Here is a 23,497-nt window from a genome sequence, read left to right as displayed (position 1 = left end):
AAATCGTGCGCACGGTGTGTGCGCACATCCGGCGACTCTTAGAGCGGCTTTTAAAATTATGACTACCAAACTGGAAATCCTTGAGACGGCAGTAAAGAATGTCTTGGGCGATAGACTCCTGAAGTCCACCTCGGCACTCGGTGAATTGACGATTGTTGTCAGCCCATCTGCCTATCTGGGCGTAATGCGCGATCTGCGCGATCACGCCGATACTCAATTTGAAGAATTGATCGACTTGTGCGGCGTGGATTACTCCACGTATGGCGACGGCGCCTGGGATGGCGCGCGCTTTGCTGCAGTGTCCCATCTGCTGTCGATCAAACACAACTGGCGTCTGCGTGTGCGTGTATTTGCCGCTGACGACGACATGCCTGTGCTGCCTTCGTTGATCGATATCTGGAGCACGGCCAACTGGTACGAGCGCGAAGCCTTCGATTTCTTCGGCATCCTGTTTGATGGCCACAATGACTTGCGCCGTATCCTGACTGACTACGGTTTCATCGGCCATCCTTTCCGCAAGGATTTCCCGGTTTCCGGCTATGTGGAAATGCGTTACGACCCGGAGCAGAAGCGCGTCATTTACCAGCCTGTGACTGTAGAGCCGCGTGAGATCACGCCGCGTGTCATACGCGAAGAAAATTACGGGATGAAATAATGGCTGAGATTAAGAATTACACCCTGAACTTTGGTCCGCAGCATCCTGCTGCGCACGGCGTATTGCGTCTCGTCCTTGAGCTGGATGGCGAAGTGATCCAGCGTGCCGATCCGCATATCGGCCTGTTGCATCGTGCAACCGAAAAACTGGCTGAGCAAAAGACTTTCATCCAGTCCGTGCCTTACATGGACAGGCTCGACTATGTGTCGATGATGTCCAATGAGCATGCGTACGTGATGGCCATCGAAAAGATGCTGGGCCTGGAAGTGCCGATGCGCGCGCAGTACATCCGCGTAATGTTCGATGAAATTACCCGTATCCTGAATCACCTGCTGTGGATAGGCGCGCATGCGCTGGACGTGGGTGCGATGGCGGTATTCCTGTACGCATTCCGCGAGCGCGAAGACTTGATGGACTGCTACGAAGCAGTATCCGGCGCGCGTATGCATGCTGCCTACTACCGTCCAGGCGGCGTATACCGCGATCTGCCTGAGCAAATGCCGCAGTTCACAGTATCCAAACTGAAAAACGAAAAAGCGATGCGCGCGCTGAATGAAAACCGCCAGGGTTCCCTGTTGGACTTCATTGAAGACTTCACCAATCGTTTCCCCAAGTATGTCGATGAATACGAAACCTTGCTGACCGATAACCGTATCTGGAAGCAGCGTCTGGTCGGCATCGGCGTGGTCTCTCCTGAGCGCGCAAAGGCAATGGGCTTTACCGGCGCGATGTTGCGCGGTTCCGGCATTGAGTGGGATCTGCGCAAGAAGCAGCCTTACGAAGTGTATGACTTGCTGGACTTTGATATTCCTGTTGGCGTCAATGGCGACAGCTATGACCGTTATCTGGTGCGCGTGGAAGAAATGCGCCAGTCCAACCGCATTATCAAACAATGTATAGAATGGCTGCGCAATAATCAGGGTCCTGTCATTACCGACAACCACAAGATTGCGCCGCCGCACCGCGTGAACATGAAGTCGAACATGGAAGAACTGATCCATCACTTCAAACTGTTCACCGAAGGTTTCCATGTGCCGGCAGGCGAGGCATATGCGGCTGTTGAGCATCCGAAGGGCGAGTTTGGTATCTACCTGATATCCGACGGCGCAAACAAGCCTTACCGCTTGAAGATTCGTGCGCCGGGGTTCCCGCATCTGCAAGGACTGGATGAAATGGCCAAGGGCCATATGATTGCAGATGCTGTGACCATTATCGGTACACAGGATATTGTGTTTGGCGAAATTGATAGATGATTGACTACCCGTTGGGTGGCGATTTTAAAGGCATTAGCTATGGTGTTATCAGAGCAAGCATTCAAGAAGATTGACCGGGAACTGGCAAAGTATCCGGCTGATCAAAGACAGTCGGCCGTCATGGCTGCACTGGCTATCGCGCAGGACGAAACCGGCTGGGTCTCGCCGGAAGTCATGCGGACTTTGGCCGACTATATCGGCATGCCGGCGGTGGCGGTGCAGGAAGTGGCGACTTTCTACAACATGTACAACACCAAGCCGGTTGGCAAGTTCAAGATTTCGGTCTGCACCAACCTGCCTTGCGCCCTGTCCGGCGGCGAGCGCGCGGCGCATCACCTGAAGCAGAAACTGGGTATCGATTACAAAGACACCAGCACCGATGGCCTGTTCACACTGGTGGAAGGCGAGTGCATGGGAGCTTGCGGCGATGCACCTGTAATGCTGGTCAATAACAAGCGTATGTGCAGCTTCATGTCGAATGAAAAAATCGATGAGCTCGTTACCGAGCTCAAAACGCAATCCACGACGGCGGGGGCATAATGACGAGTTTGCATGATCGCCATATCAAACCCCTGATCCTGGCCGGCCTGGACGGCAAGAACTGGCATCTGGAAGACTATGTAAAGCGCGGCGGCTATCAACAGCTGAAGCGCATACTGGATGACAAGATCACACCTGAACAGGTAATCGCGGAATTGAAGGCAGCTTCCTTGCGCGGCCGCGGCGGCGCGGGCTTTCCTACCGGCCTGAAGTGGAGCTTCATGCCACGTCAGTTCCCAGGCCAGAAATACCTGGTCTGCAATTCCGACGAAGGCGAGCCAGGCACGTTCAAGGATCGCGACATCATCCGCTACAACCCGCATGCGCTGATCGAAGGCATGGCTATCGGCGCGTATGCGATGGGCATCACGGTTGGCTACAACTATATTCACGGCGAGATTTTTGCCGAGTACGACCGTTTTGAAGAGGCGCTGGAAGAGGCGCGTGCTGCAGGCATGCTGGGCGACAATATCTGCGGTTCAGGCTTCAGCTTCCAGTTGCATGCCCACCACGGCTACGGCGCGTACATCTGCGGCGAAGAAACAGCCTTGCTGGAATCGCTGGAAGGCAAGAAAGGGCAGCCGCGCTTCAAGCCGCCTTTCCCTGCAAGCTTTGGCCTGTACGGCAAGCCGACCACGATCAACAATACTGAAACCTTTGCTGCAGTGCCTTTCATCTTTGCGGTGGGCGGCGAGAATTACGCAGCAATGGGCAAGCCGAATAACGGCGGCACCAAGATTTTCTCTATCTCTGGTGACGTAGAGCGTCCGGGCAACTACGAGATTCCTTTGGGAACTCCATTTGCAACCCTGCTGGAACTGGCGGGCGGCATGCGCGGCGGCAAGAAGATCAAGGCGGTTATTCCTGGCGGTTCGTCTGCACCAGTGGTCGTCGGCGACGTGATGATGAATACGGATCTGGACTATGACTCGATCGCGAAAGCGGGCTCGATGCTGGGTTCCGGTGCTGTGATCGTCATGGACGACACCCGTTGCATGGTCAAATCCTTGCTGCGCCTGTCCTACTTCTATTTTGAAGAATCATGCGGCCAATGTACGCCTTGCCGTGAAGGCACAGGCTGGATGTACCGCATGGTCCACCGCATAGAAAACGGTCAGGGCCGTCCAGAAGATCTGGACATGCTGAACTCGATCGCCGACAACATCCAGGGCCGCACCATTTGTGCGCTGGGCGATGCGGCGGCGATGCCGGTTCGTGCATTCGTCAAGAATTTCCACGAAGAGTTTGAATATCACATCGAGCATAAGCATTGCTTGGTTCCCGCTTACATTTAAGCCAGCTTAGGTTAGCGCACAGTCAGAGTAGACCATGGTTGAAATAGAAATAGACGGCAAAAAAGTCGAAGTGCAAGAAGGCAGCATGGTAATGGATGCTGCCAATAAACTTGGCACCTACATTCCGCATTTTTGCTATCACAAGAAATTGTCGATTGCGGCGAACTGCCGCATGTGCCTGGTGGAAGTGGAAAAGGCTCCCAAGCCTTTGCCAGCTTGCGCCACGCCAGTAACGGCCGGCATGATCGTAAGGTCCAATAGTGACAAGGCGGTCAAGGCACAAAAAGGGGTGATGGAATTCCTGCTGATTAACCATCCGCTGGATTGCCCTATCTGTGACCAGGGCGGCGAATGCCAATTGCAGGATCTGGCCGTCGGCTACGGTGCCAGCAGCTCGCGTTACGAAGAAGAAAAACGCGTCGTTTTCCATAAGGACGTAGGTCCTCTGGTGTCGATGGAAGAAATGAGCCGTTGCATCCACTGCACACGTTGCGTTCGTTTCGGCCAGGAAGTTGCCGGCGTAATGGAACTGGGCATGCTGGGTCGCGGTGAACATTCCGAGATCACTTCTTTTGTCGGCCAGACCGTCGACTCCGAATTGTCCGGCAATATGATCGACGTTTGCCCGGTCGGTGCACTGACATCCAAGCCTTTCCGTTATTCCGCCCGTACCTGGGAACTGTCGCGCCGCAAGTCTGTCAGCGCGCATGACGGTCTGGGTGCCAACCTGATCGTTCAAGTCAAGAACAACAAGGTAATGCGTGTAGTACCGCTGGAAAATGAAGCGGTCAATGAATGCTGGATTTCCGATAAGGACCGTTTCGCCTATGAAGGCGTGAACAGCGAAGAGCGTCTGACCAAGCCTATGATCAAGCAGGGCGGTCAATGGCAGGAGGCCGATTGGCAAACTGCGCTGGAATACATCGCGCACGGCCTGAAAAACATCAAGCATGAGCATGGCGCCGAATCCATCGCTGCGGTGGCAACGCCAAGCTCCACGCTGGAAGAACTGACTTTGCTGCAACGCGTAGTACGCGGCCTGGGTTCCGACAATGTGGACTTCCGTCTGCGCCAGTCCGATTTTTCCCTGGGTGGAAAAATCAAGCCTTGGCTGGGCATGTCCATCACTGAATTCAGCCAGCTGAAAAACGTGTTCGTTATCGGTTCTTTCCTGCGCAAGGATCATCCTTTGCTGGCTGCGCGTCTGCGCCAGTCCGTGAAGATGGGTGCTAAGCTGAGCGCCTTGCACGCGACCGACGACGATCTGCTGATTAAGCTGGCCAATAAGGCAGTTCTGGCACCTTCCGCATGGCTGGGCTTCCTGGCTGAAGTAGCTGTTGCTGTCGCTGCCAAGAAAGAAATCGCCAAGCCTGCCGGTTTTGACTCCGTTCAAGCATCTGCAAGCGCAGAAGCGATTGCTGCCAGCCTGCTGGCTGGCACTAGCGGCGTATTCCTGGGCAATACTGCGGCTCAGCATCCTGACGCAGCCAAGATACACGCGCTGGCACAATGGATTGCGCAAAACGCAGGCGCCGGTTTCGGTTACCTGACTGAAGCTGCAAACACGGTGGGCGGCTACCTGGCAAATGCCTTGCCGGCATCTGCTGCAGCGGCTGAACAGATGTTCGCGCAGCCGAAGAAAGCCTACGTGCTGCTGCACGCTGAGCCGGAATTCGACTACGCCAATCCACAGCAGGCAAAAGCTGCGCTGGATAAAGCGGAAATGGTCGTAGTGATGTCTGCATTCAAGCATGGCATGGACTACGCCGACGTCTTGCTGCCGGTATCTCCATTTACTGAAACTTCAGGTACTTTCGTCAATTGCGAAGGTCGTGCTCAAAGCTTCCACGGTGTTGTAAGGCCGTTGGGCGATGCACGTCCGGCATGGAAAGTATTGCGTGTACTGGGCAATTTGCTGGGTCTGGCTAATTTTGAATTCGACACTGCAGAATCCGTGCGTGACGAAGTGCTGGGTCTGGATAAAACTGATCTGGCCAAACGCCTGAACAATATCGCTGACGTCGCACCAGTGCTGGCTGCTTCTGCAGCAAACGGCCTGGAACGCGTCTCCGATGTGCCTATCTACCATACCGATGCGATTGTACGCAGGGCAGAGTCTCTGCAAAAAACTGCAGACGCGAAAGCGCCGAAAGTTTGGCTGAGCGCTGCACAATTTGCCAAGCTGGGTATTAACGACGGCGACCAGATCAAACTGACGCAAAGCAATGGTTCGATATCCATCGCTGCTGCGCTGGACAAGTCCCTGCCTGAAAATGTGGTACGCGTTGCCGCCGGCCACGCTGCAACCAAGGCCCTGGGTGCGATGTTCGGTTCCATTACCGTGGAGCGTGCATAATGAGTTTGCTGATGACTATCGAGAATTTTGGCCAGGGCATCCTGGGGCCGGTATGGCCGCTGGTATGGAACCTGATCAAGATCATCTGCATCGTATTGCCTGTCATGGGGCTGGTTGCTTACCTGACCCTGTGGGAACGCAAGATGATAGGCTGGATGCACGTCCGCCTTGGCCCTAACCGTGTTGGTCCTGCCGGTCTGCTGCAACCTATCGCCGATGCGGTAAAGCTGCTGTTGAAAGAGATCGTTGTTCCTGCCAAAGCCAACAAGGTCTTGTTTGTGCTGGCGCCTGTGATGACGATCATGCCTGCGCTGGCTGCCTGGTCGGTATTCCCTTTCGGTCCTGAAACCGTGCTGGCAAATGTGAATGCAGGCTTGCTGCTGGTCATGGCGATCACTTCCATGGAAGTGTATGGAGTGATCATTGCCGGTTGGGCTTCCAACTCCAAATACGCTTTCCTTGGTGCGATGCGTGCTTCGGCGCAGATGATTTCGTATGAGATCGCGATGGGCTTCGTGCTGGTCATCGTATTGATGGTTTCCGGCAGCTTGAACCTGACCGAAATCGTCAATACGCAAACCAAAGGTACCTTCGCCAATATGGGATTGAATTTCCTGTCCTGGAACTGGTTGCCTTTGTTGCCGGTATTTGTTGTGTACGTGATTTCCGGCATCGCCGAAACCAACCGCCATCCGTTTGACGTGGTTGAGGGTGAATCCGAGATCGTTGCTGGCCACATGGTGGAATATTCCGGCATGTCGTTTGCGATGTTCTTCCTGGCCGAATACGCCAACATGATCTTTATTTCCGCGATGGCATCTCTGATGTTCCTGGGCGGATGGTCCTCTCCATTTGGCTTTGCGCCATTTACATGGATACCGGGCTGGATCTGGCTGGGCATGAAAACTTTCGTCGTTGTGTCGATGTTTATCTGGGCACGTGCTTCTTTCCCACGCTATCGCTATGACCAGATCATGCGTTTGGGCTGGAAAGTGTTTATCCCGCTGACTCTGGGGTATTTAGTGATCGTCGCTGCGTGGATACAAACGCCGTGGAATATTTGGAAGTAAGAGGCTGAGAAAAATGGAAGCCATAAAAGATTTCTTTAGCAGCTTGATGCTGCGTGAACTGATCAAGGGCCTAGCCCTGACAGGACGCTATATGTTTGCCCGCAAGATCACCGTGCAATTTCCGGAAGAAAAAACGCCGCAGTCTCCGCGTTTCCGTGGCTTGCATGCCTTGCGCCGCTACCCTAACGGGGAAGAGCGCTGCATCGCTTGCAAATTGTGTGAAGCGGTTTGTCCTGCAATGGCGATCACGATTGAATCCGACCAGCGCGCAGACGGCACACGCCGTACTACACGCTATGACATCGACCTGACCAAGTGCATTTTCTGCGGCTTCTGCGAGGAATCCTGCCCGGTCGATTCCATCGTTGAAACGCATGTGCTGGAATATCACGGCGAAAAACGCGGTGATCTGTACTTCACCAAGGAAATGCTGTTGGCAGTAGGCGATCGTTATGAAACGGAAATTGCGGCAGCCCGTGCAACCGATGCTGCATATCGTTAATGCAAGCTGCAACGACTAATTAACCGGATTTTGGCTTGATATGGAATTTATAACAGCAATATTTTATGTATTCTCGGCGATCTTGATTTTCGCCGCGACTCAGGTGATTACCGCGCGTAATCCGGTACACGCCGCCTTGTTCCTGGTGTTGTCGTTTTTTACGGCTGCCGGTATCTGGCTGTTGCTGAAAGCGGAGTTCCTGGCGATTGTCCTGGTGCTGGTCTATGTCGGCGCGGTGATGGTGCTGTTCCTGTTCGTCGTGATGATGCTCGATATTAATATCGAGAAGATGCGCGAAGGATTCTGGAACCACTTCCCGCTGGCCGCTACTGTCGGCGTGCTGATCGTGCTGGAAATGTCGGCTGTCCTGTGGCGCGGTTTCCTGCGTCCGGACAACAAGGTGCCGGCCGCTGCAGATACGATAGGCAACACCAAGTCTTTGGGTATCGCCATCTACACGCATTATCCGTTTGCATTTGAAATTGCAGCAGCTATCCTGTTGTTGGCAATCGTCGCCGCTGTTGCGTTGACACTGCGCCGCCGCAAGGACACCAAATATTTCGATCCTGCCAAGGCAGTCAAGATCAAGAGTGCAGACCGCATTCGTATCGTCAGCATGAAGGCCGAGTCCGAACGCGCCAATCCTGACACTGCAGCGGCTGCAGCAGTTGCCAGCACAGAAGAAAAGAAGGGAGCTTAAATGACTCTGACCCTGACACATTACCTGATACTGGGCGCGATCCTGTTCGCGATCTCCATCGTCGGTATTTTCCTGAATCGCAAAAACATCATCCTGTTGCTGATGGCAATTGAATTGATGCTGCTGGCGGTGAACATCAACTTCATCGCTTTCTCGCATTATCTCGGCGATGCTGCTGGACAGATCTTTGTCTTTTTCATCCTGACGGTGGCGGCTGCAGAGTCTGCGATCGGCTTGGCTATCCTGGTTGTATTGTTCCGTAACCTGGACACAATCAATGTGGAAGACCTGGATGCGCTGAAAGGCTAAGCGCGCCGCAGTAAATACGATATTGAATAAAGAGATACTTGCCGGTTGCCTGTAACCGAGCCGGCAAGCTCAAGAGTAACGAAGATAACAACAAGGGTCATCATGGCGGGGCAACTTAACCCACATCTTTTATTGGTAGTACCACTTGCACCTTTGGCTGGTTCCGCTATTGCGGGTCTGCTGGGGACCAAATTTTTTGGTAACAAGGTCGGTCGTGCCACATCGCATACGGTCACCATTCTGGGCGTATTGATCGCTTTTATCATCTCCTGCATGACTCTGTCGGCAGTTGTGGATGGTGCGACCTACAACGGTACACTGTACCAATGGATGAATGTCGGTGGCCTGAAGCTGGAAGTCGGCTTCCTGATCGACAGCCTGACGGCGATGATGATGTGCGTTGTGACCTTCGTGTCGCTGATGGTGCATATCTATACAATAGGCTACATGAAAGACGACGAAGGCTATAACCGCTTCTTCTCTTACATCTCGCTGTTTACGTTCTCGATGCTGATGCTCGTCATGAGCAACAACTTCCTGCAACTGTTCTTCGGCTGGGAAGCTGTGGGCCTGGTGTCTTACCTGCTGATCGGTTTCTGGTACACACGTCCAACGGCGATTTACGCCAACATGAAAGCTTTCCTGGTTAACCGTGTGGGCGACTTCGGCTTCATCCTGGGTATCGGCCTGCTGCTGGCTTACACCGGCACGATGGACTATGCCGAAGTATTCGCCAAGAAGGAAGAACTGGTGCATATCCTGCTGCCGGGCACCGACTGGATGCTGATTACCGTTGCCTGTATCTGCCTGTTCATCGGCGCGATGGGTAAGTCTGCGCAGTTCCCGCTGCACGTCTGGTTGCCTGATTCGATGGAAGGCCCTACGCCGATTTCCGCACTGATTCACGCGGCAACAATGGTGACCGCAGGTATCTTCATGGTGACACGCATGTCGCCGCTGTTTGAATTGTCTGATACCGCCTTGTCTTTCATCCTGGTGATCGGTTCTATCACTGCATTGTTCATGGGCTTCCTGGGTATTATCCAGAACGACATCAAGCGCGTGGTGGCTTACTCCACCTTGTCGCAGCTCGGTTACATGACGGTAGCACTGGGTGCTTCCGCTTACTCAGTTGCGGTATTCCATCTGATGACGCACGCTTTCTTTAAAGCCTTGCTGTTCCTGGGTGCCGGCTCCGTGATCATCGGCATGCACCATGACCAGGACATCCGCAATATGGGCGGCCTGCGCAAATACATGCCGATCACCTGGATTACTTCCTTGCTGGGCTCGCTGGCCCTGATCGGTACGCCGTTCTTCTCCGGGTTCTATTCCAAGGACAGCATCATTGAAGCAGTGCAGGCATCGCACTTGGCTGGTTCCGGCTTTGCGCAGTTCGCCGTACTGGCAGGTGTGTTCGTCACGGCTTTCTATTCTTTCCGTATGTATTTCCTGGTGTTCCACGGTAAAGAAAACTTTGGCCACGCACACGCTCATGACGATCATCACGATGCTCACCATGATGAAGATGCGCACGACGACCATGATGCGCACCACCACGGCCTGGCTCCAGGTGAAAAACCGCACGAGTCTCCGCTGGTTGTCTGGCTGCCACTGGTTTTGCTGGCCATCCCTTCAGTGATCATCGGTTTCTTCGCGATAGAACCTATGCTGTTCGGTAATTTCTTCAAGGGCGTGATTTTCGTCGATGAAGCTCACCATGCAATGGAAGAGCTGGCCCACGAATTCCACGGTCCGGTAGCAATGTCCATCCACGCTTTGAAAACAGCTCCGTTGTGGCTGGCGATAGCGGGTGTGGCACTGTCCTACTACTTCTATATGGTCAAGCCAGCTATCCCGACGGCGATCAAGAAGCACGCACATGCGATCTACACGCTGCTGGATAACAAGTACTACATGGATAAATTCAATGAGATCGTATTTGCCGGCGGCGCACGCGTGCTTGGCGGCGGTCTGTGGAACATCGGCGACAAGGGTCTGATCGACGGCCTGGTTGTGAACGGTAGCGCTAAAGTTGTGGCCTGGTTCTCGCGCGGTACGCGCCTGTTCCAGACCGGTTATCTGTATCACTATGCGTTTGTAATGATTCTTGGGGTAATGGGCTTCCTGGCCTATATCATGTTTCCTTTCATGTTCCCTTTAGCCAAATAAGCAATTCATAAAAAAGTAATCATGATGCAGTCAACTTCTATCTTGTTAAGCCTCGCAATCTGGTGCCCCATTGCTTTTGGCGTCTTTGTGCTGGTCTTTGGTCGCGACGACAATCCCGGCCTGGTGCGCTGGGTATCCCTGATCGGTTCACTGGCCAGTTTTATCGTTACCTTGCCTTTGCTGCAGCACTTCGATAACTCTGCCCATGGCATGCAGTTTGTCGAAAAAAGTGCGTGGATAGAGCGCTTCAATATTTTCTATTCACTCGGCATCGACGGCATTTCGCTGTGGCTGATCCTGCTGACGGCTTTCATTACCGTGATCGTCGTGATCGCTGCATGGGAAGTGATCGAGAAGCAGGTTGCACAGTACATGGGTGCTTTCCTGATCCTGTCCGGCCTGATGATAGGCGTGTTCTGCGCGATGGATGGCCTGCTGTTCTACGTCTTCTTTGAAGCGACGCTGATCCCTATGTACATCATCGTCGGTGTGTGGGGCGGTCCTAACCGAGTGTATGCGGCGTTCAAGTTCTTCCTCTATACCTTGATGGGTTCGCTGCTGACACTGGTTGCGATCATCTACCTGTACATGAAGTCCGGCTCTTTCGATATCCTGGCCTGGCATAAGCTGGCGCTGCCTATGTCTGCGCAGATCATGTTGTTCGTGGCCTTCTTGATGGCGTTTGCGGTCAAGGTGCCAATGTGGCCGGTACATACATGGTTGCCGGATGCCCACGTGGAAGCTCCTACCGGTGGTTCCGTGGTACTGGCGGCGATCATGCTGAAACTGGGCGCATACGGCTTCCTGCGTTTCTCGCTGCCTATCGCTCCGGATGCAAGCCACTACCTGGCCAACTTCATGATCACTTTGTCGCTGATCGCCGTGATCTATATCGGTCTGGTGGCTCTGGTGCAGGCTGACATGAAAAAGCTGGTTGCTTATTCATCCATTGCCCACATGGGTTTCGTTACGCTGGGCTTCTTCATGTTCAATGACATGGCGATGCAGGGCGGTATCGTGCAGATGATTTCTCACGGCTTCATCTCCGGCGCAATGTTCCTGTGTATCGGCGTGCTGTATGATCGCGTGCATTCACGCCAGATCGTCGACTACGGCGGTGTGGTCAACACCATGCCTAAATTTGCAGCGTTGTTTGTCTTGTTCTCGATGGCCAACTGCGGTTTGCCGGCAACTTCCGGTTTTGTCGGCGAGTTCATGGTGATCCTGGGGGCAGTCAAGTTCAATTTCTGGATAGGCATGCTGGCAGCGACGGCATTGATTCTTGGCGCGGCGTACTCCCTGTGGATGACCAAGCGCGTGATTCTGGGTGCGGTCACGCATGATCACGTTGCCAAGCTGGTGGACTTGAATAAACGCGAATTCTTTATGCTGGGTGTACTGGCAATTGCAGTGCTTGCCATGGGTCTGTATCCAGCGCCTTTCACCGATGCGATGCAGGTTACTGTGGGTGATTTACTGAAGCACGTAGCAATTTCCAAGATTGCACCTTAAAGATAGCAACCTGAATTAGTGCCTTGGGCCAGCCGGTCCGAGGTGCAAGAAATAGTAGCTTGTCGCATTTTGCCTGAATGCTTGGATGCAGATAAACGGTAGTACAAATGAATAATATGAACCTGATACCACTCTATCCTGAGATATTTTTGTTGCTCGCCATCTGTGCGATCCTGTTGATCGACATGTTCCTGGCGGACAGCAAACGTCACATCACTTACGTCCTGTCCCTGGCGACTCTGGCGATTTGCGGTGTGCTTACCCTGACCAACTTCAACGGTGGGACGTCGGTATATCTGGCAAATAATATGTTTGTTGCCGATCCGATGTCGGACCTGCTTAAAATATTCTCCTACATCGCGGTGGGCATCACGCTGGTGTATTCCCGTCAGTATGTCACCGACAGGGAAATGACGAATAATCATCTGGGCGGTGAGTTTTATTCGCTGGCACTGTTTGCACTGCTCGGCCAGATGGTGATGATTTCCGGTAATAACTTCCTGGTGATCTACCTGGGTCTGGAACTGATGTCGCTGGCCTTGTATGCACTAGTTGCCTTGCGCCGTGATCACACTGTTTCCACAGAAGCTGCGATGAAGTACTTTGTGCTTGGCGCATTGGCTTCGGGCTTCCTGCTGTATGGCATCTCCATGCTGTACGGCGCCACTGGCTCGCTGGATCTGACTGAAGTTGCCAGGGCAGCCGCATCGCCGCTGGTTAACAAGACTATCCTGGTATTTGGCGTAGTATTCCTGGTGGCCGGACTGGCATTCAAACTGGGTGTCGTGCCTTTCCATATGTGGGTACCCGATGTGTATCAAGGCTCGCCGACAGCCGTCACCCTGTTGTTGGGCGGCGCACCTAAGCTGGCCGCGTTTGCGATGTGCTTCCGCTTGCTGGTAGAAGGTCTGTTCTCGCTGGCGGTAGAGTGGCAACAGATGCTGATGGTATTGGCAGTGTTGTCGATGGCAATCGGTAATATCACAGCGATTGCACAGACCAATCTGAAGCGCATGCTGGCTTATTCTACGATTTCGCAAATGGGCTTCATGCTGCTGGGCCTGCTGTCCGGCGTTGCCAATGGCGATACCAGCCATGCTGCTTCCGCCTACGGCGCGGCGATGTTCTACACCATCAGTTATGTAGCGACGACACTGGGTACCTTCGGCATGATCATGCTGCTGGCCCGCTCCGGTTTTGAAGCAGAAAGCCTGGACGACCTGAAAGGCCTGAGCAAGCGTAATCCATGGTTTGCTTTCCTGATGCTGTTGATGATGTTCTCGCTGGCAGGTATTCCTCCATTCGTCGGCTTCTGGGCAAAACTGTCGGTATTGCAGGCTGTTGTCGCAACAGGCCAGGTTTGGCTGGCAGTGGTAGCGGTATTGCTGTCCCTGATCGGCGCCTTCTACTACATCCGCGTTGTGAAACTGATGTACTTTGATGAGCCGCTGGACAATACACCGATCAAGGCGCACGGCGATATGCGCCTGGTGCTGAGCATTAACGGCCTGGCTGTGCTGGTACTGGGCCTGATGCCCGGCGCCCTGATTACCGCTTGTTCGCAAGCCATAGTCAAAACCCTGGCGTCCTGATTTTCGTGGATGTTTCGGTCTCCAGTTGGATAGTTATACTATTGGCGGTGCTGGCCGCCAATCTGCCTTTCTTCAATGAGCGCCTGTTCGCGCTGATTCCTCTCGGCGGTTTTGCCTTAGGCAAGCCGCTGCCGGTACGCCTCCTGGAACTGATCATTTTCTACTTCATTGTCGGTGGCATCGCATTTGCGCTGGAATCCAATGCGGGTAACCGCTTTGAGCAGGGCTGGGAATTTTATGCAGTGACAGGCTGCCTGTTCATCGTCTTGTCTTTTCCCGGTTTCGTCATTCGTTATCTGAAAAAGAAACACGTATGAGCATCAGGGATAAGCTGGACTTGCGTCCGTCGGAAAATGGCCACTTGGCCGAAGTCCGGCAGGGCGGTAGTCTGGCCTATGACGGCGACTTCCTGAAAGTGCAGCAAGACCAGGTGTTGCTGCCGGATGGCAAACCCACGATCCGCGAATATATCAAACACCCCGGCGCTGTCGTCATCCTGCCGGTGTTTGACGACGGTAGCGTGCTGATGGAGCGCCAATACCGTTATCCGCTGGACCAGGTCTTTATCGAATTCCCTGCAGGTAAAATCGATCCGGGCGAAGAGTCACTGGTGACCGCCAAGCGCGAGCTGCTGGAAGAAACCGGCTACACCGCGACGGACTGGCGTTACCTGTGCACGATTCATAATGCGATTGCCTATTCGGACGAGCACCTGGATATTTTCCTGGCACGCGGTTTATCGGAAGGCAAGGCCGATCTGGATGAAGGCGAATTCCTGGAAACCTTCAAGGCTCCTGTTTCCGATTTGCTTGCATGGGTAAGGAACGGCAAGATCACCGATGTCAAAACGGTGATAGGCATATTCTGGCTGGAAAAGGTCTTAGCAGAGAAGTGGTAGATGAGGGTAGGGTGGGCCTGATTTTATAGTCGCGTCGACCCTGGTCTGAAAGAAAATCTGTATAAAAAAAGCCGCTGTTGAAGCGGCTTTTCTTGTTTACATATTCGGATAGTTCGGTCCGCCACCGCCTTCCGGCGTGACCCACACGATGTTTTGCGTCGGATCCTTGATATCGCAGGTTTTGCAATGCACGCAGTTTTGCGCATTGATCTGCAGGCGATCTGTACCCGCATCCGTTTTCACAAACTCATACACGCCAGCCGGGCAATAGCGCGACTCAGGGCCGGCATACTGTTCCAGGTTGATACCTACCGGCACATTCGGATCTTTCAGCGTCAGGTGGATAGGCTGGTCTTCCGCGTGGTTGGTATTGGAAATAAATACCGAGGACAGGCGGTCGAAAGTCAGCTTGTTGTCCGGTTTTGGATACACGATAGGCTGGAATTGCGAAGCCGGTTTCAAGGCCTCGTGATCCGCCTTGCTGTGATGCAGAGTCCATGGCGCTTTGCCGCGCAACAAGACCTGGTCCATCCATACCAGTGGCGAACCGTAAGTGCCTTTTTTCAGCAAAGGCTTCACGTTGCGCGCGATATGCAACTCTTCATGAAGCCAGGATTGTTCGAAGGCCGTCGTGTAAGTGCTCAGTTCATCGTACTGGCGACCGGCGCCCAGTGCTTCAAAAGCGGCCTCTGCTGCCAGCATGCCGGTCTTGATCGCAGCATGGCTGCCTTTGATACGGCTCATGTTCAGGAAGCCTGCGTCGCAGCCTATCAGCGCGCCGCCAGGGAAGGTCAGCTTGGGCAGTGATTGCAGGCCGCCGGCGGTAATCGCGCGCGCGCCGTAAGAAATACGCTTGCCGCCTTCAAAGAAGGTGCGGATTTCCGGATGGGTCTTGAAGCGCTGAAATTCTTCGTAAGGCGACAGATAAGGATTTTCATACGCGAGGCCGACCACATAGCCGACTGCGACCTGGTTGTTTTCCAGGTGGTACAGGAAGGAACCGCTGTACTGATCCATCAGCGGCCAGCCGGTAGTGTGAATCACCAGGCCGGGTTTATGCTGTTTGGGATCGATTTCCCACAGTTCCTTGATGCCGATACCATAAGATTGCGGGTCCTTGCCCTTGTTCAGGTCATACTTGGCCATCAGTTGCTTGCCCAGGTGGCCGCGCGCTCCTTCGGCGAAGAAGGTGTACTTCGCATGCAGTTCCATGCCGAGCTGGAAGGCATCGGATGGTTCTCCATGGCGATTCACGCCCATATTGCCGGTGGCAACACCTTTGACTGAACCGTCTTCGTTATACAGGATTTCAGCGGCAGCGAAGCCGGGGAATACCTCGACACCCAGTGCTTCTGCCTGCTGGCCGAGCCAGCGCGTGACGTTGGCCAGGGATACGATGTAGTTGCCATGGTTTTCAAAGCAGGCAGGCAGCATCCAGTTTGGCGTCTTGTAGGCCTTGGTTTCGGTCAGCACAAGTACACGGTCTTCCGTGACTTCGGTATTCAGCGGTGCGCCCAGCTCTTTCCAGTTGGGAAATAATTCAGTCAGGGCCTTGGGATCCATCACCGCGCCGGACAGGATATGGGCGCCGACTTCGCCGCCTTTTTCCAGTACGCAGACGGAAACCTCATTACCCTTTTCGGCAGCGAGTTGTTTTAGCTTGATCGCAGCAGACAAACCGGCAGGGCCGCCGCCAACGATGACGACGTCATACTCCATCGCGTCGCGCGGGCCGAATTGTTCTATGAGGCTTTGTGTCATGGCTATAATCGCTTTCTAATAATTTTCGAACGAACGTGCTTATTTGCTGTCAGCATGGTATATGCTGTGACTTTATTTCGCAAGCGGGCGCCTGCCGGCGGTGTGCTTATTTATGTGGCTGCTGTGCGTCTGTATGCGTCTATTTATATGTCGCGGTCGTTAGTCTTGCCCTTCGATCTCCCGGCAAAACTTTTAGAATTATCGCAGAGCGTTCGCCGGGATGCAGCAATTTAGTGCGGTATTCGTGTTGTAGTCGCTTCTGTATCCACAAAAAAACACGCTTTTCGGGATGAATTGTTGAAACATAGAGTTGTCGCCTATGTCATCATAGCGGACGTTTAGAGTAGTAGAATCATTCGAATAATAAGTTGGAGAATCAGATGGGTATCGAAGTCAATTTTGAAGGAAAAATCGCGCTGGTAACCGGCGCCTCCAGCGGCCTCGGTGCCCGCTTCGCCAAAGTACTGGCACAGGCTGGTGCCCAGGTCGTGTTGGCGTCGCGCCGCATCGACAGGCTGAAAGAATTGCGTGCAGAGATCGAAGCAGAGGGCGGTGCCGCCCATGTGGTGACGCTGGATGTGACCGATTACGCCAGCATCAAATCCGCGATTGCGCATGCCGAAACCGAAGCCGGTCCTATCGATATCCTGATCAATAACTCCGGGGTCTCTACGACGCAAAGGCTGATCGATGTTACGCCTGAAGATTATTCCTATGTGATGGACACCAATCAGCGCGGCGCTTTTTTTGTGGCGCAGGAAACTGCAAAGCGCATGATAGCGCGCTACAAGGGCGATCCTAAAAAGCAGCATCGCATCATCAATATCGCGTCGGTCGCCGGTCTGCGCGTATTGCCGCAGATAGGTATTTATTGCGTCAGCAAGGCCGCGGTCGTGCATATGACCAAATCGATGGCGGTAGAGTGGGGCAAGTACGGCATCAATGTGAACGCCATCTGTCCAGGCTATATTTCCACTGAAATCAATGCAGAGCATTTTGCGACCGAACAAGGCCAAAAGCTGATCGACATGCTGCCACGCAAACGCGTGGGCAATCCGGAAGATCTGGATGGATTGCTGTTGCTGCTGGCGGCAGAAGAGTCCCGCTTCCTGAATGGCGCCATCGTGACGGCAGATGACGGCATGAGTGCGCAATGAGCCTGACACCAGCAGCCGAAGCCAAAGTGACGGAAAAAAAGCTGGTATATACCGTCACCATCCCCATCCGCTGGGGAGACATGGACGCCATGGGCCATGTCAATAACACCGTCTATTTTCGTTTCATGGAGCAGGCGCGGATAGAGTGGATGTCGATGATGGGCTGCCTGCCGGATCAGAACGGCAATGGCCCTGTCATCGTCAATGCGCACTGCACCTTCAAGAAGCCGTTGAAATATCCCGACCAGGTGGAAGTCTGCACCTATATCGGGGAAGCAGGGCGCAGCAGCTTTGAGACAATCCAGGAAATGCGCAGCGTCAGTAATAACTACGCTGTATATGCGGAAGGCGGCGCCAAAGTGGTGTGGGTGGATGCGAAGACCGAGAGATCCGCACCTTTGCCGGATGAAATCCGCCAGAAACTGGCGGAATTGAAGGCTATCACCCGCAAAAAGAAGTAACTCTCTTTCACCGGCAAAATCTGTTTGTATTTATTGCAGGCGGGCGGCATGCACCTCGATCATGCCCTCGTTCAAGATATCAGGCAGGCTTTAGCGAATGATGCCCAGCAGCTTGTGTACCAGTTCGCTGGAGGTTGCCGCAGAAAACTTGCGCATCAGTTTGGCGCGATGCATTTCCACCGTGCGCGGGCTCAGGCCTATCTGCCGCGCAATCAGCTTGCTGGTCTTGCCGTCTACCAGCAGCGCTGCAATTTCCCGCTCGCGCGGAGTCAATTCCGCCGTCACCGGACGTTTGGAGCTTAAATCTTCAAACGTCCAGATTCCTTCTGCGTGCGCATCCTCCTTATGCAAGCCCCTGCCTGACACATGGCACCAGAATAATTCCTGGTTGGCGCGCTTCATGATGCGCTCATCCGAGTAATAGCCTTTGGCATTCATGATCGGTGTGATGCGGGCGCCCGTACGCTCAAACTCATCTAGTGTAGGATAGAGGACCAGGAAAGATTGCCCCAGCAATTCTTCCTTCTGATAGCCGAACATCCGCGCCAGATCGTCATTGCAAGCCCTGATGATGCGATTCTGGGATACGCACATGCCGACCGGGGCGAACTGGAATATGGATTCGAAATCGATAGCCTGTGGTGCGTTCATGTCGTCGATAAGGTGGCGAGGGTTTGGTGAAAGAATTGTCAGGTATTTTTACGGTATTGCGCAGTATAGCGTAGCATCTTATCCTGTACGATAGATAAAATTGCCATGCCCCAATCTTCTCCTTGCCAGCGGTCGACTTCACGCAAACGGATATTTGGGGTGGCTCCAGGAATTCAACAATAACGAAAAGGGACAGGTATGAATAAAGTATATCCTGATGCTAAAACCGCTCTGGCAGATATAGTAAAAGACGGACAGACAATCGCTGTAGGTGGCTTCGGCCTGTGCGGCATTCCGGAAGCGTTGATTGCTGCCTTGCGCGATAGCGGTGCCGGCAATCTGACCGCAATTTCCAATAACGCCGGTGTAGACGGTTTTGGCCTGGGGCAACTGCTGACTACGCGCCAGATCAAGAAAATGATCTCTTCCTATGTAGGAGAAAACAAAGAATTCGAACGCCAGTACCTGGCAGGCGAACTGGAGCTGGAATTTACGCCGCAGGGCACGCTGGCTGAAAAGCTGCGTGCAGGCGGTGCCGGTATCCCGGCATTTTTCACCAAGACCGGCGTCGGTACGATAGTTGCCGACGGCAAGGAAATCCGCGAATTCGACGGCCATCAGTATGTGATGGAACGCGCGCTGGTATCCGACGTGTCGCTGGTCAAAGCATATAAGGCAGATAAAGCGGGTAACCTGGTCTACCGCAAGACTGCGCGCAATTTCAATCCTAACGTGGCTATGGCCGGCAAGATCACCGTAGCGGAAGTTGAAGTGCTGGTAGAGATAGGTGAGCTCGATCCTGACGAGATCCATACTCCCGGCATCTTCGTTCAACGCATCGTCGTGAACGCTAGTCCGGAAAAACGCATAGAACAGCGCACTGTTCGCCCTTCATAATAAGAACGCAGGAGATCCGACATGGCATGGAATCGTGATGAAATGGCCGCACGCGCGGCGAAAGAACTGGAAGACGGCTTTTACGTGAACCTGGGCATAGGCTTGCCTACGCTGGTGGCGAATCATGTGCCGCAAGGCATGGAAGTCTGGCTGCAATCGGAGAATGGCTTGCTGGGCATAGGCCCTTTCCCTACCGAAGAAGAAGTCGATGCGGACATGATCAACGCCGGCAAGCAGACAGTGACTACCCTGCCGGGCTCATCGATATTCAGCTCCGCAGATTCGTTTGCGATGATACGCGGCGGTAAGATCAACCTGGCTATACTGGGTGCGATGCAAGTCAGCGAGACCGGCGACCTGGCCAACTGGATGATACCGGGCAAGATGGTCAAAGGCATGGGCGGCGCGATGGACTTGGTAGCAGGCGTGGGCCGCGTGGTGGTGTTGATGGAGCACGTTGCCAAGGGCGATGCGCACAAGATACTGAACAAATGCAACCTGCCGCTGACCGGTGTCGGTGTTGTCAACCGTATCGTGACCGACCTTGGCGTCATCGATGTCACGCCAAAAGGCTTGAAGCTGGTAGAGCTGGCACCTGGCGTAACGAAAGAAGAGATCGTCGCCAAGACAGAAGCGAAACTTGACGTTAGCGCAGTAGCCTGATCAGGTTTGCAGCAAACGCTTGAAGTAAAAACGCCCGGCACATGCTCGGGCGTTTTTTTACGGTTATTTTATTTTATTTTTTTGCGCTGGGATCCATAGGTTTTACATCGCCGCAATCGGCCCCCAGCCATTTGGCGCTGCTTTCATTGTGCTGCGTAATGGGTCTGCCGCGGGCCGTACCTTTGAAGTCGTAGACCGAAGTGAAGCTCTCCTGGTTTACAAAGGTACCGCGCGAAGTGCCGCTGCCCTTGAAGTCCGGGCTGTCGCAAATGATGTCGACGGAATACCCGCTGCTGCTTTTGGAAAAATTCTTGGGCTGACACATCGACTGTTCCTTGGACATCACCGGCGGTTGATCGCGCTCTATCATTTCCTTGGTCAGGCACACCTTGTGCACCATCGAGTTGCCCTGCATCTGCGGCAGCTTAATACCCATCTTGTTCATCTGTTCCTGCTGCTCAGGCGTCAATTTCGACATTTTTGCCATCATCTCCGCCTGCTTGGGATCGACCGCCACTGTCATTTCCCACAGGCCGGGCTTGATGCCGGCCGCATAACTGCTGCCGGCAAACAGGGCCAGCGATAGCAAGGGCAGGGTAAGCGAGATTCCTGGTGTTTTCATGCCGGTCTCCTTGGAAGTTCATTGCGATGGACGCTGCAGACACTGCAATATACAACGTTCTACTTTCCTTGCCTATCAGCCGGAGCCGGCAACTGCCGACAGGAAATACCGCTTGCACGCCGGTATTTCCCGAGGGGCTAGTTTACTGGGCGACCCAGCCGCCATCCATATTCCATGCGACACCGCGCACCTGATCCGCCGCTGCACTGCAAAAGAACACGGCCAGCCCGCCCAGTTGTTCTGGTGTGACGAATTCGCCGGATGGCTGTTTCTCGGCCAGCAGCGCTTTCTTTGCCGCTTCGTTGGAGATATTTTCCCTGGCGGCGCGGTCATCCACCTGTTTTTGTACCAGCGGTGTCAATACCCAGCCAGGGCAGATCGCATTGCAGGTAATGCCGGTTTGCGCTGTTTCCAGTGCCGTACTCTTGGTAAAGCCCACCAGACCATGTTTGGCTGCGACATAGGCCGATTTTTGCGCAGAGGCGACCAAGCCATGCGCGGAAGCGACGTTGATGATGCGTCCCCAGTTTCTGGCTTTCATTTTTGGCAGTGCCAAACGGGTAGTGTGGAAGGCAGATGTCAGATTGATCGCGATGATCGCATCCCATTTTTCTACCGGGAAATCTTCTATGTTCGCGACATACTGTATGCCGGCATTGTTGACCAGCACATCGACAGCACCGAATTTCTGCTCGGCAAATTGCATCAAGGCTTCGATCTCTGCCGCTTTGCTCATGTCGGCATTGTGATAAGCCGTTTGTATGCCGAATTCTGCAGCCGTGGCAGCTTGCAGCGCCTCGATTTCCTTGATGTCGCCAAAGCCATTGAACAGGATGTTGGCGCCCTCGGCCGCCAGGCATCGCGCTATACCCAGACCTATGCCCGAGGTGGATCCTGTAACCAGTGCCGTTTTTCCTTTGAGAGTGTTGCCCACCGTGAATCTCCTGAATGATTGCAATTTAGTTAAAATATATGCTTATGACAAAGTCATCAATGATTTTAAGCGCAACGACCGGTAAAATGTCGGGGTGCAAGCAATAGTAAAACTACTAGGCTGGGGCTGATCTCGCGGGGTTGGCGGGGCGGCTTCCCAGATTTTGCAGCAGCACCTTGAAAGGTTTATCCATGCAAGCTCAGCGCAAGTCGGTCCAGTGTCTTTCTCCTTCAGGATTGCACCAGCTTTCATACAAGGAGTGGGGCGATCCGCGCAATAGCAAAGTATTGATCTGCGTGCATGGCGTTACCCGGGTGGCCGACGATTTTGATGTACTGGCCCCTGCGTTGAGCGATGCTTACCGGGTAATTTGTCCCGATATCGTAGGGCGCGGAAAGTCCGGCTGGCTGCGCAATCCCATGCACTACCAGATCCCCCAGTATGTGAGCGACATGGTCACGCTGCTGGCGCGTGCCGACGCCGAGGTCGTGGATTGGGTCGGAACTTCGATGGGAGGGCTGATAGGCATGGGCTTGGCCGCCGTGCCGGATAATCCGATCAGGAAGCTGGTGCTGAACGATGTCGGCCCCACCATCAATGCCGGCGCGATTGCCCGCATTGCCGAATACATAGGTCAGGATGTGCGTTTTGCCAGCTTTGAACAGGCTGCAGAATATATCAAGGCCATTTCCTTGTCGTTTGGCCCCCACAGTGATGCAGAGTGGCATAAACTGGCAACTGATGTGCTGAAGCAAAATGATGAGGGGCAGTGGATACGCCATTATGACCTGGGTCTGGCGGTGCCGATCAAGGCCACCACGCCGGAGATGGCAACGGCTGCCCAACTGGGATTGTGGGGCGCTTACGATGCGATACGCTGCGAGACTTTGCTGATACGCGGCGGCGACTCGGATTTACTGAGCCCGGAAGTGGCGCAGCAAATGACGCAGCGCGGCCCTAAGGCCAAGCTGGTGGAAATTGCTGGCGTGGGGCATGCGCCAACCTTTGTGCATCAGGACCAGATTGAAATAGTTAAAGATTTTTTGCTGGCTTAATACCTATAAGTACCTATAAATACCTAAATTAAGGCGTTTGACGGGCGCTGCAATAGCATCGTCAATACGCGATGAAACGAGTTAGAGAATAATGAATATACAGCGTTTGCACGTAGGCCCAAGATTGTCGGAAGTGGCAATCTTCAACAACACCGTGTATCTGGCAGGGCAGATTGCCGACGATACCAGCCAGGATTTCGCCGGCCAGACGCGCGAGGTGCTCGAGCATATAGACAGGTTGCTGGCAGAGGCCGGTAGCGACAAGTCGCAGATACTGATGTGCCAGATCTATATCACCGACGCCAAAAATATCAGCATCATGAATGAAATTTGGGATGCCTGGGTACCGGCCGGAAATACGCCGCCGCGCGCAACCGTGCAGGCGCAATTGGTCAGGCCTGAATTGCTGATAGAAATCGTCGTCACTGCCGCACAGAAATAA

The 23,497-nt window shown here is 53.8% G+C and carries 24 protein-coding genes; 20 read left to right on the top strand and 4 right to left on the bottom strand.

Annotated features, from left to right (window positions below; translation table 11 throughout):
• Positions 1-58: 58 nt before the first annotated feature.
• From IEW12_RS09495 to IEW12_RS09430, 14 genes are all read left to right on the top strand, one after another.
• A complete protein-coding gene (locus IEW12_RS09495; protein WP_188565831.1) occupies positions 59-655 on the top strand; it encodes an NADH-quinone oxidoreductase subunit C in 597 nt (198 codons plus the stop codon).
• A complete protein-coding gene (locus IEW12_RS09490; protein ID WP_188565830.1) occupies positions 655-1,908 on the top strand; it encodes an NADH-quinone oxidoreductase subunit D in 1,254 nt (417 codons plus the stop codon). Before IEW12_RS09495 ends, IEW12_RS09490 begins: the two co-directional genes overlap by 1 nt.
• Before the next feature lie 39 nt (positions 1,909-1,947).
• Positions 1,948-2,448 carry an NADH-quinone oxidoreductase subunit NuoE gene (nuoE, locus tag IEW12_RS09485; protein WP_188565829.1) on the top strand — a complete coding sequence of 167 codons (501 nt, stop codon included), beginning with the start codon at positions 1,948-1,950 and terminating at the stop codon, positions 2,446-2,448.
• Complete coding sequence (gene nuoF, locus IEW12_RS09480) at positions 2,448-3,743, top strand: NADH-quinone oxidoreductase subunit NuoF (protein WP_188565828.1); 1,296 nt, start codon at positions 2,448-2,450, stop codon at positions 3,741-3,743. Before nuoE ends, nuoF begins: the two co-directional genes overlap by 1 nt.
• Positions 3,744-3,777: 34 nt before the next feature.
• Positions 3,778-6,099 (top strand): NADH-quinone oxidoreductase subunit NuoG, encoded by a 2,322-nt coding sequence (gene nuoG / locus IEW12_RS09475; protein ID WP_188565827.1) that lies wholly within the window; start codon positions 3,778-3,780, stop codon positions 6,097-6,099.
• A gap of 11 nt (positions 6,100-6,110) precedes the next feature.
• Positions 6,111-7,169 (top strand): NADH-quinone oxidoreductase subunit NuoH, encoded by a 1,059-nt coding sequence (gene nuoH / locus IEW12_RS09470; protein WP_229751023.1) that lies wholly within the window; start codon positions 6,111-6,113, stop codon positions 7,167-7,169.
• 13 nt (positions 7,170-7,182) lie between these two features.
• Complete coding sequence (gene nuoI, locus IEW12_RS09465) at positions 7,183-7,671, top strand: NADH-quinone oxidoreductase subunit NuoI (protein WP_188565825.1); 489 nt, start codon at positions 7,183-7,185, stop codon at positions 7,669-7,671.
• 40 nt (positions 7,672-7,711) lie between these two features.
• Positions 7,712-8,371: an NADH-quinone oxidoreductase subunit J gene (locus IEW12_RS09460; RefSeq protein WP_188565824.1), complete on the top strand. Its 660-nt coding sequence runs from the start codon at positions 7,712-7,714 to the stop codon at positions 8,369-8,371.
• Positions 8,372-8,680, top strand: a complete 309-nt coding sequence (gene nuoK, locus IEW12_RS09455; protein ID WP_188565823.1) for an NADH-quinone oxidoreductase subunit NuoK — start codon at positions 8,372-8,374, stop codon at positions 8,678-8,680. It begins immediately after the preceding gene.
• 102 nt (positions 8,681-8,782) lie between these two features.
• Entirely contained in the window at positions 8,783-10,852 is a 2,070-nt protein-coding gene (gene nuoL / locus IEW12_RS09450; protein ID WP_188565822.1) for an NADH-quinone oxidoreductase subunit L, read from the top strand.
• Between the two features lie 21 nt (positions 10,853-10,873).
• Positions 10,874-12,364: an NADH-quinone oxidoreductase subunit M gene (locus IEW12_RS09445; RefSeq protein ID WP_188565821.1), complete on the top strand. Its 1,491-nt coding sequence runs from the start codon at positions 10,874-10,876 to the stop codon at positions 12,362-12,364.
• 107 nt (positions 12,365-12,471) lie between these two features.
• Positions 12,472-13,956: an NADH-quinone oxidoreductase subunit NuoN gene (gene nuoN / locus IEW12_RS09440; RefSeq protein ID WP_188565820.1), complete on the top strand. Its 1,485-nt coding sequence runs from the start codon at positions 12,472-12,474 to the stop codon at positions 13,954-13,956.
• Positions 13,957-13,961: 5 nt separating this feature from the next.
• Positions 13,962-14,273 (top strand): DUF2818 family protein, encoded by a 312-nt coding sequence (locus IEW12_RS09435; RefSeq protein WP_188565819.1) that lies wholly within the window; start codon positions 13,962-13,964, stop codon positions 14,271-14,273.
• Positions 14,270-14,854, top strand: a complete 585-nt coding sequence (locus IEW12_RS09430; protein WP_188565818.1) for an NUDIX domain-containing protein — start codon at positions 14,270-14,272, stop codon at positions 14,852-14,854. The genes IEW12_RS09435 and IEW12_RS09430 overlap by 4 nt, the downstream gene beginning before the upstream one ends.
• A gap of 96 nt (positions 14,855-14,950) precedes the next feature.
• Here IEW12_RS09430 and IEW12_RS09425 read toward each other — a convergent pair whose 3' ends face one another.
• The gene (locus IEW12_RS09425; RefSeq protein WP_188566759.1) at positions 14,951-16,573 is read right to left on the bottom strand and encodes an electron transfer flavoprotein-ubiquinone oxidoreductase; all 1,623 of its coding nucleotides are present in this window, start codon (positions 16,571-16,573) and stop codon (positions 14,951-14,953) included.
• 422 nt (positions 16,574-16,995) lie between these two features.
• On the opposite strand from IEW12_RS09425, the gene IEW12_RS09420 reads away from it, so the two are divergent.
• Positions 16,996-17,772 (top strand): SDR family oxidoreductase, encoded by a 777-nt coding sequence (locus IEW12_RS09420; RefSeq protein ID WP_188565817.1) that lies wholly within the window; start codon positions 16,996-16,998, stop codon positions 17,770-17,772.
• A complete protein-coding gene (locus IEW12_RS09415; protein ID WP_188565816.1) occupies positions 17,769-18,233 on the top strand; it encodes an acyl-CoA thioesterase in 465 nt (154 codons plus the stop codon). Before IEW12_RS09420 ends, IEW12_RS09415 begins: the two co-directional genes overlap by 4 nt.
• 90 nt (positions 18,234-18,323) lie before the next feature.
• On the opposite strand, the gene IEW12_RS09410 is transcribed toward IEW12_RS09415, so the two are convergent.
• Entirely contained in the window at positions 18,324-18,884 is a 561-nt protein-coding gene (locus tag IEW12_RS09410; RefSeq protein WP_188565815.1) for a LuxR C-terminal-related transcriptional regulator, read from the bottom strand.
• A gap of 198 nt (positions 18,885-19,082) precedes the next feature.
• Between IEW12_RS09410 and IEW12_RS09405 the strand changes: the two genes are divergently transcribed.
• A complete protein-coding gene (locus tag IEW12_RS09405) occupies positions 19,083-19,781 on the top strand; it encodes a CoA transferase subunit A (RefSeq protein ID WP_188565814.1) in 699 nt (232 codons plus the stop codon).
• Positions 19,782-19,802: 21 nt separating this feature from the next.
• Positions 19,803-20,444, top strand: a complete 642-nt coding sequence (locus tag IEW12_RS09400) for a CoA transferase subunit B (protein WP_188565813.1) — start codon at positions 19,803-19,805, stop codon at positions 20,442-20,444.
• A gap of 73 nt (positions 20,445-20,517) precedes the next feature.
• Here IEW12_RS09400 and IEW12_RS09395 read toward each other — a convergent pair whose 3' ends face one another.
• Together IEW12_RS09395 and IEW12_RS09390 are read right to left on the bottom strand one after the other, a co-directional pair.
• Positions 20,518-21,066, bottom strand: a complete 549-nt coding sequence (locus IEW12_RS09395; protein WP_188565812.1) for a DUF3617 domain-containing protein — start codon at positions 21,064-21,066, stop codon at positions 20,518-20,520.
• A gap of 142 nt (positions 21,067-21,208) precedes the next feature.
• On the bottom strand, positions 21,209-22,000 hold the full coding sequence (locus tag IEW12_RS09390; RefSeq protein WP_188565811.1) for a 3-hydroxybutyrate dehydrogenase: 792 nt from the start codon (positions 21,998-22,000) through the stop codon (positions 21,209-21,211).
• A 191-nt stretch (positions 22,001-22,191) separates the two neighbouring features.
• Between IEW12_RS09390 and IEW12_RS09385 the strand changes: the two genes are divergently transcribed.
• Both IEW12_RS09385 and IEW12_RS09380 read left to right on the top strand, forming a co-directional pair.
• Positions 22,192-23,055, top strand: coding sequence for an alpha/beta fold hydrolase (locus IEW12_RS09385; protein ID WP_188565810.1), 864 nt, complete (start codon positions 22,192-22,194; stop codon positions 23,053-23,055).
• A 91-nt stretch (positions 23,056-23,146) separates the two neighbouring features.
• On the top strand, positions 23,147-23,497 hold the full coding sequence (locus IEW12_RS09380) for a RidA family protein (RefSeq protein WP_188565809.1): 351 nt from the start codon (positions 23,147-23,149) through the stop codon (positions 23,495-23,497).

The sequence above is a fragment of the Parundibacterium terreum genome (assembly GCF_014636315.1).
GTDB lineage: Bacteria > Pseudomonadota > Gammaproteobacteria > Burkholderiales > Burkholderiaceae_D > Undibacterium > Undibacterium terreum.
Note: the sequence above shows the minus strand (reverse complement) of the source record. Positions and strands in the feature narration are given on the sequence as shown.

Excerpts from the sequence above, each read along its gene's own strand:
- IEW12_RS09495 (WP_188565831.1), top strand. The coding sequence starts at position 59 with ATGACTACCAAACTGGAAATCCTTGAGACGGCAGTAAAGAATGTCTTG.
- IEW12_RS09490 (WP_188565830.1), top strand. The coding sequence starts at position 655 with ATGGCTGAGATTAAGAATTACACCCTGAACTTTGGTCCGCAGCATCCT.
- nuoE (WP_188565829.1), top strand. The coding sequence starts at position 1,948 with ATGGTGTTATCAGAGCAAGCATTCAAGAAGATTGACCGGGAACTGGCA.
- nuoF (WP_188565828.1), top strand. The coding sequence starts at position 2,448 with ATGACGAGTTTGCATGATCGCCATATCAAACCCCTGATCCTGGCCGGC.
- nuoG (WP_188565827.1), top strand. The coding sequence starts at position 3,778 with ATGGTTGAAATAGAAATAGACGGCAAAAAAGTCGAAGTGCAAGAAGGC.
- nuoH (WP_229751023.1), top strand. The coding sequence starts at position 6,111 with ATGACTATCGAGAATTTTGGCCAGGGCATCCTGGGGCCGGTATGGCCG.
- nuoI (WP_188565825.1), top strand. The coding sequence starts at position 7,183 with ATGGAAGCCATAAAAGATTTCTTTAGCAGCTTGATGCTGCGTGAACTG.
- IEW12_RS09460 (WP_188565824.1), top strand. The coding sequence starts at position 7,712 with ATGGAATTTATAACAGCAATATTTTATGTATTCTCGGCGATCTTGATT.
- nuoK (WP_188565823.1), top strand. The coding sequence starts at position 8,372 with ATGACTCTGACCCTGACACATTACCTGATACTGGGCGCGATCCTGTTC.
- nuoL (WP_188565822.1), top strand. The coding sequence starts at position 8,783 with ATGGCGGGGCAACTTAACCCACATCTTTTATTGGTAGTACCACTTGCA.
- IEW12_RS09445 (WP_188565821.1), top strand. The coding sequence starts at position 10,874 with ATGATGCAGTCAACTTCTATCTTGTTAAGCCTCGCAATCTGGTGCCCC.
- nuoN (WP_188565820.1), top strand. The coding sequence starts at position 12,472 with ATGAATAATATGAACCTGATACCACTCTATCCTGAGATATTTTTGTTG.
- IEW12_RS09430 (WP_188565818.1), top strand. The coding sequence starts at position 14,270 with ATGAGCATCAGGGATAAGCTGGACTTGCGTCCGTCGGAAAATGGCCAC.
- IEW12_RS09425 (WP_188566759.1), bottom strand. The coding sequence starts at position 16,573 with ATGGAGTATGACGTCGTCATCGTTGGCGGCGGCCCTGCCGGTTTGTCT.
- IEW12_RS09420 (WP_188565817.1), top strand. The coding sequence starts at position 16,996 with ATGGGTATCGAAGTCAATTTTGAAGGAAAAATCGCGCTGGTAACCGGC.
- IEW12_RS09415 (WP_188565816.1), top strand. The coding sequence starts at position 17,769 with ATGAGCCTGACACCAGCAGCCGAAGCCAAAGTGACGGAAAAAAAGCTG.
- IEW12_RS09410 (WP_188565815.1), bottom strand. The coding sequence starts at position 18,884 with ATGAACGCACCACAGGCTATCGATTTCGAATCCATATTCCAGTTCGCC.
- IEW12_RS09405 (WP_188565814.1), top strand. The coding sequence starts at position 19,083 with ATGAATAAAGTATATCCTGATGCTAAAACCGCTCTGGCAGATATAGTA.
- IEW12_RS09400 (WP_188565813.1), top strand. The coding sequence starts at position 19,803 with ATGGCATGGAATCGTGATGAAATGGCCGCACGCGCGGCGAAAGAACTG.
- IEW12_RS09395 (WP_188565812.1), bottom strand. The coding sequence starts at position 21,066 with ATGAAAACACCAGGAATCTCGCTTACCCTGCCCTTGCTATCGCTGGCC.
- IEW12_RS09385 (WP_188565810.1), top strand. The coding sequence starts at position 22,192 with ATGCAAGCTCAGCGCAAGTCGGTCCAGTGTCTTTCTCCTTCAGGATTG.
- IEW12_RS09380 (WP_188565809.1), top strand. The coding sequence starts at position 23,147 with ATGAATATACAGCGTTTGCACGTAGGCCCAAGATTGTCGGAAGTGGCA.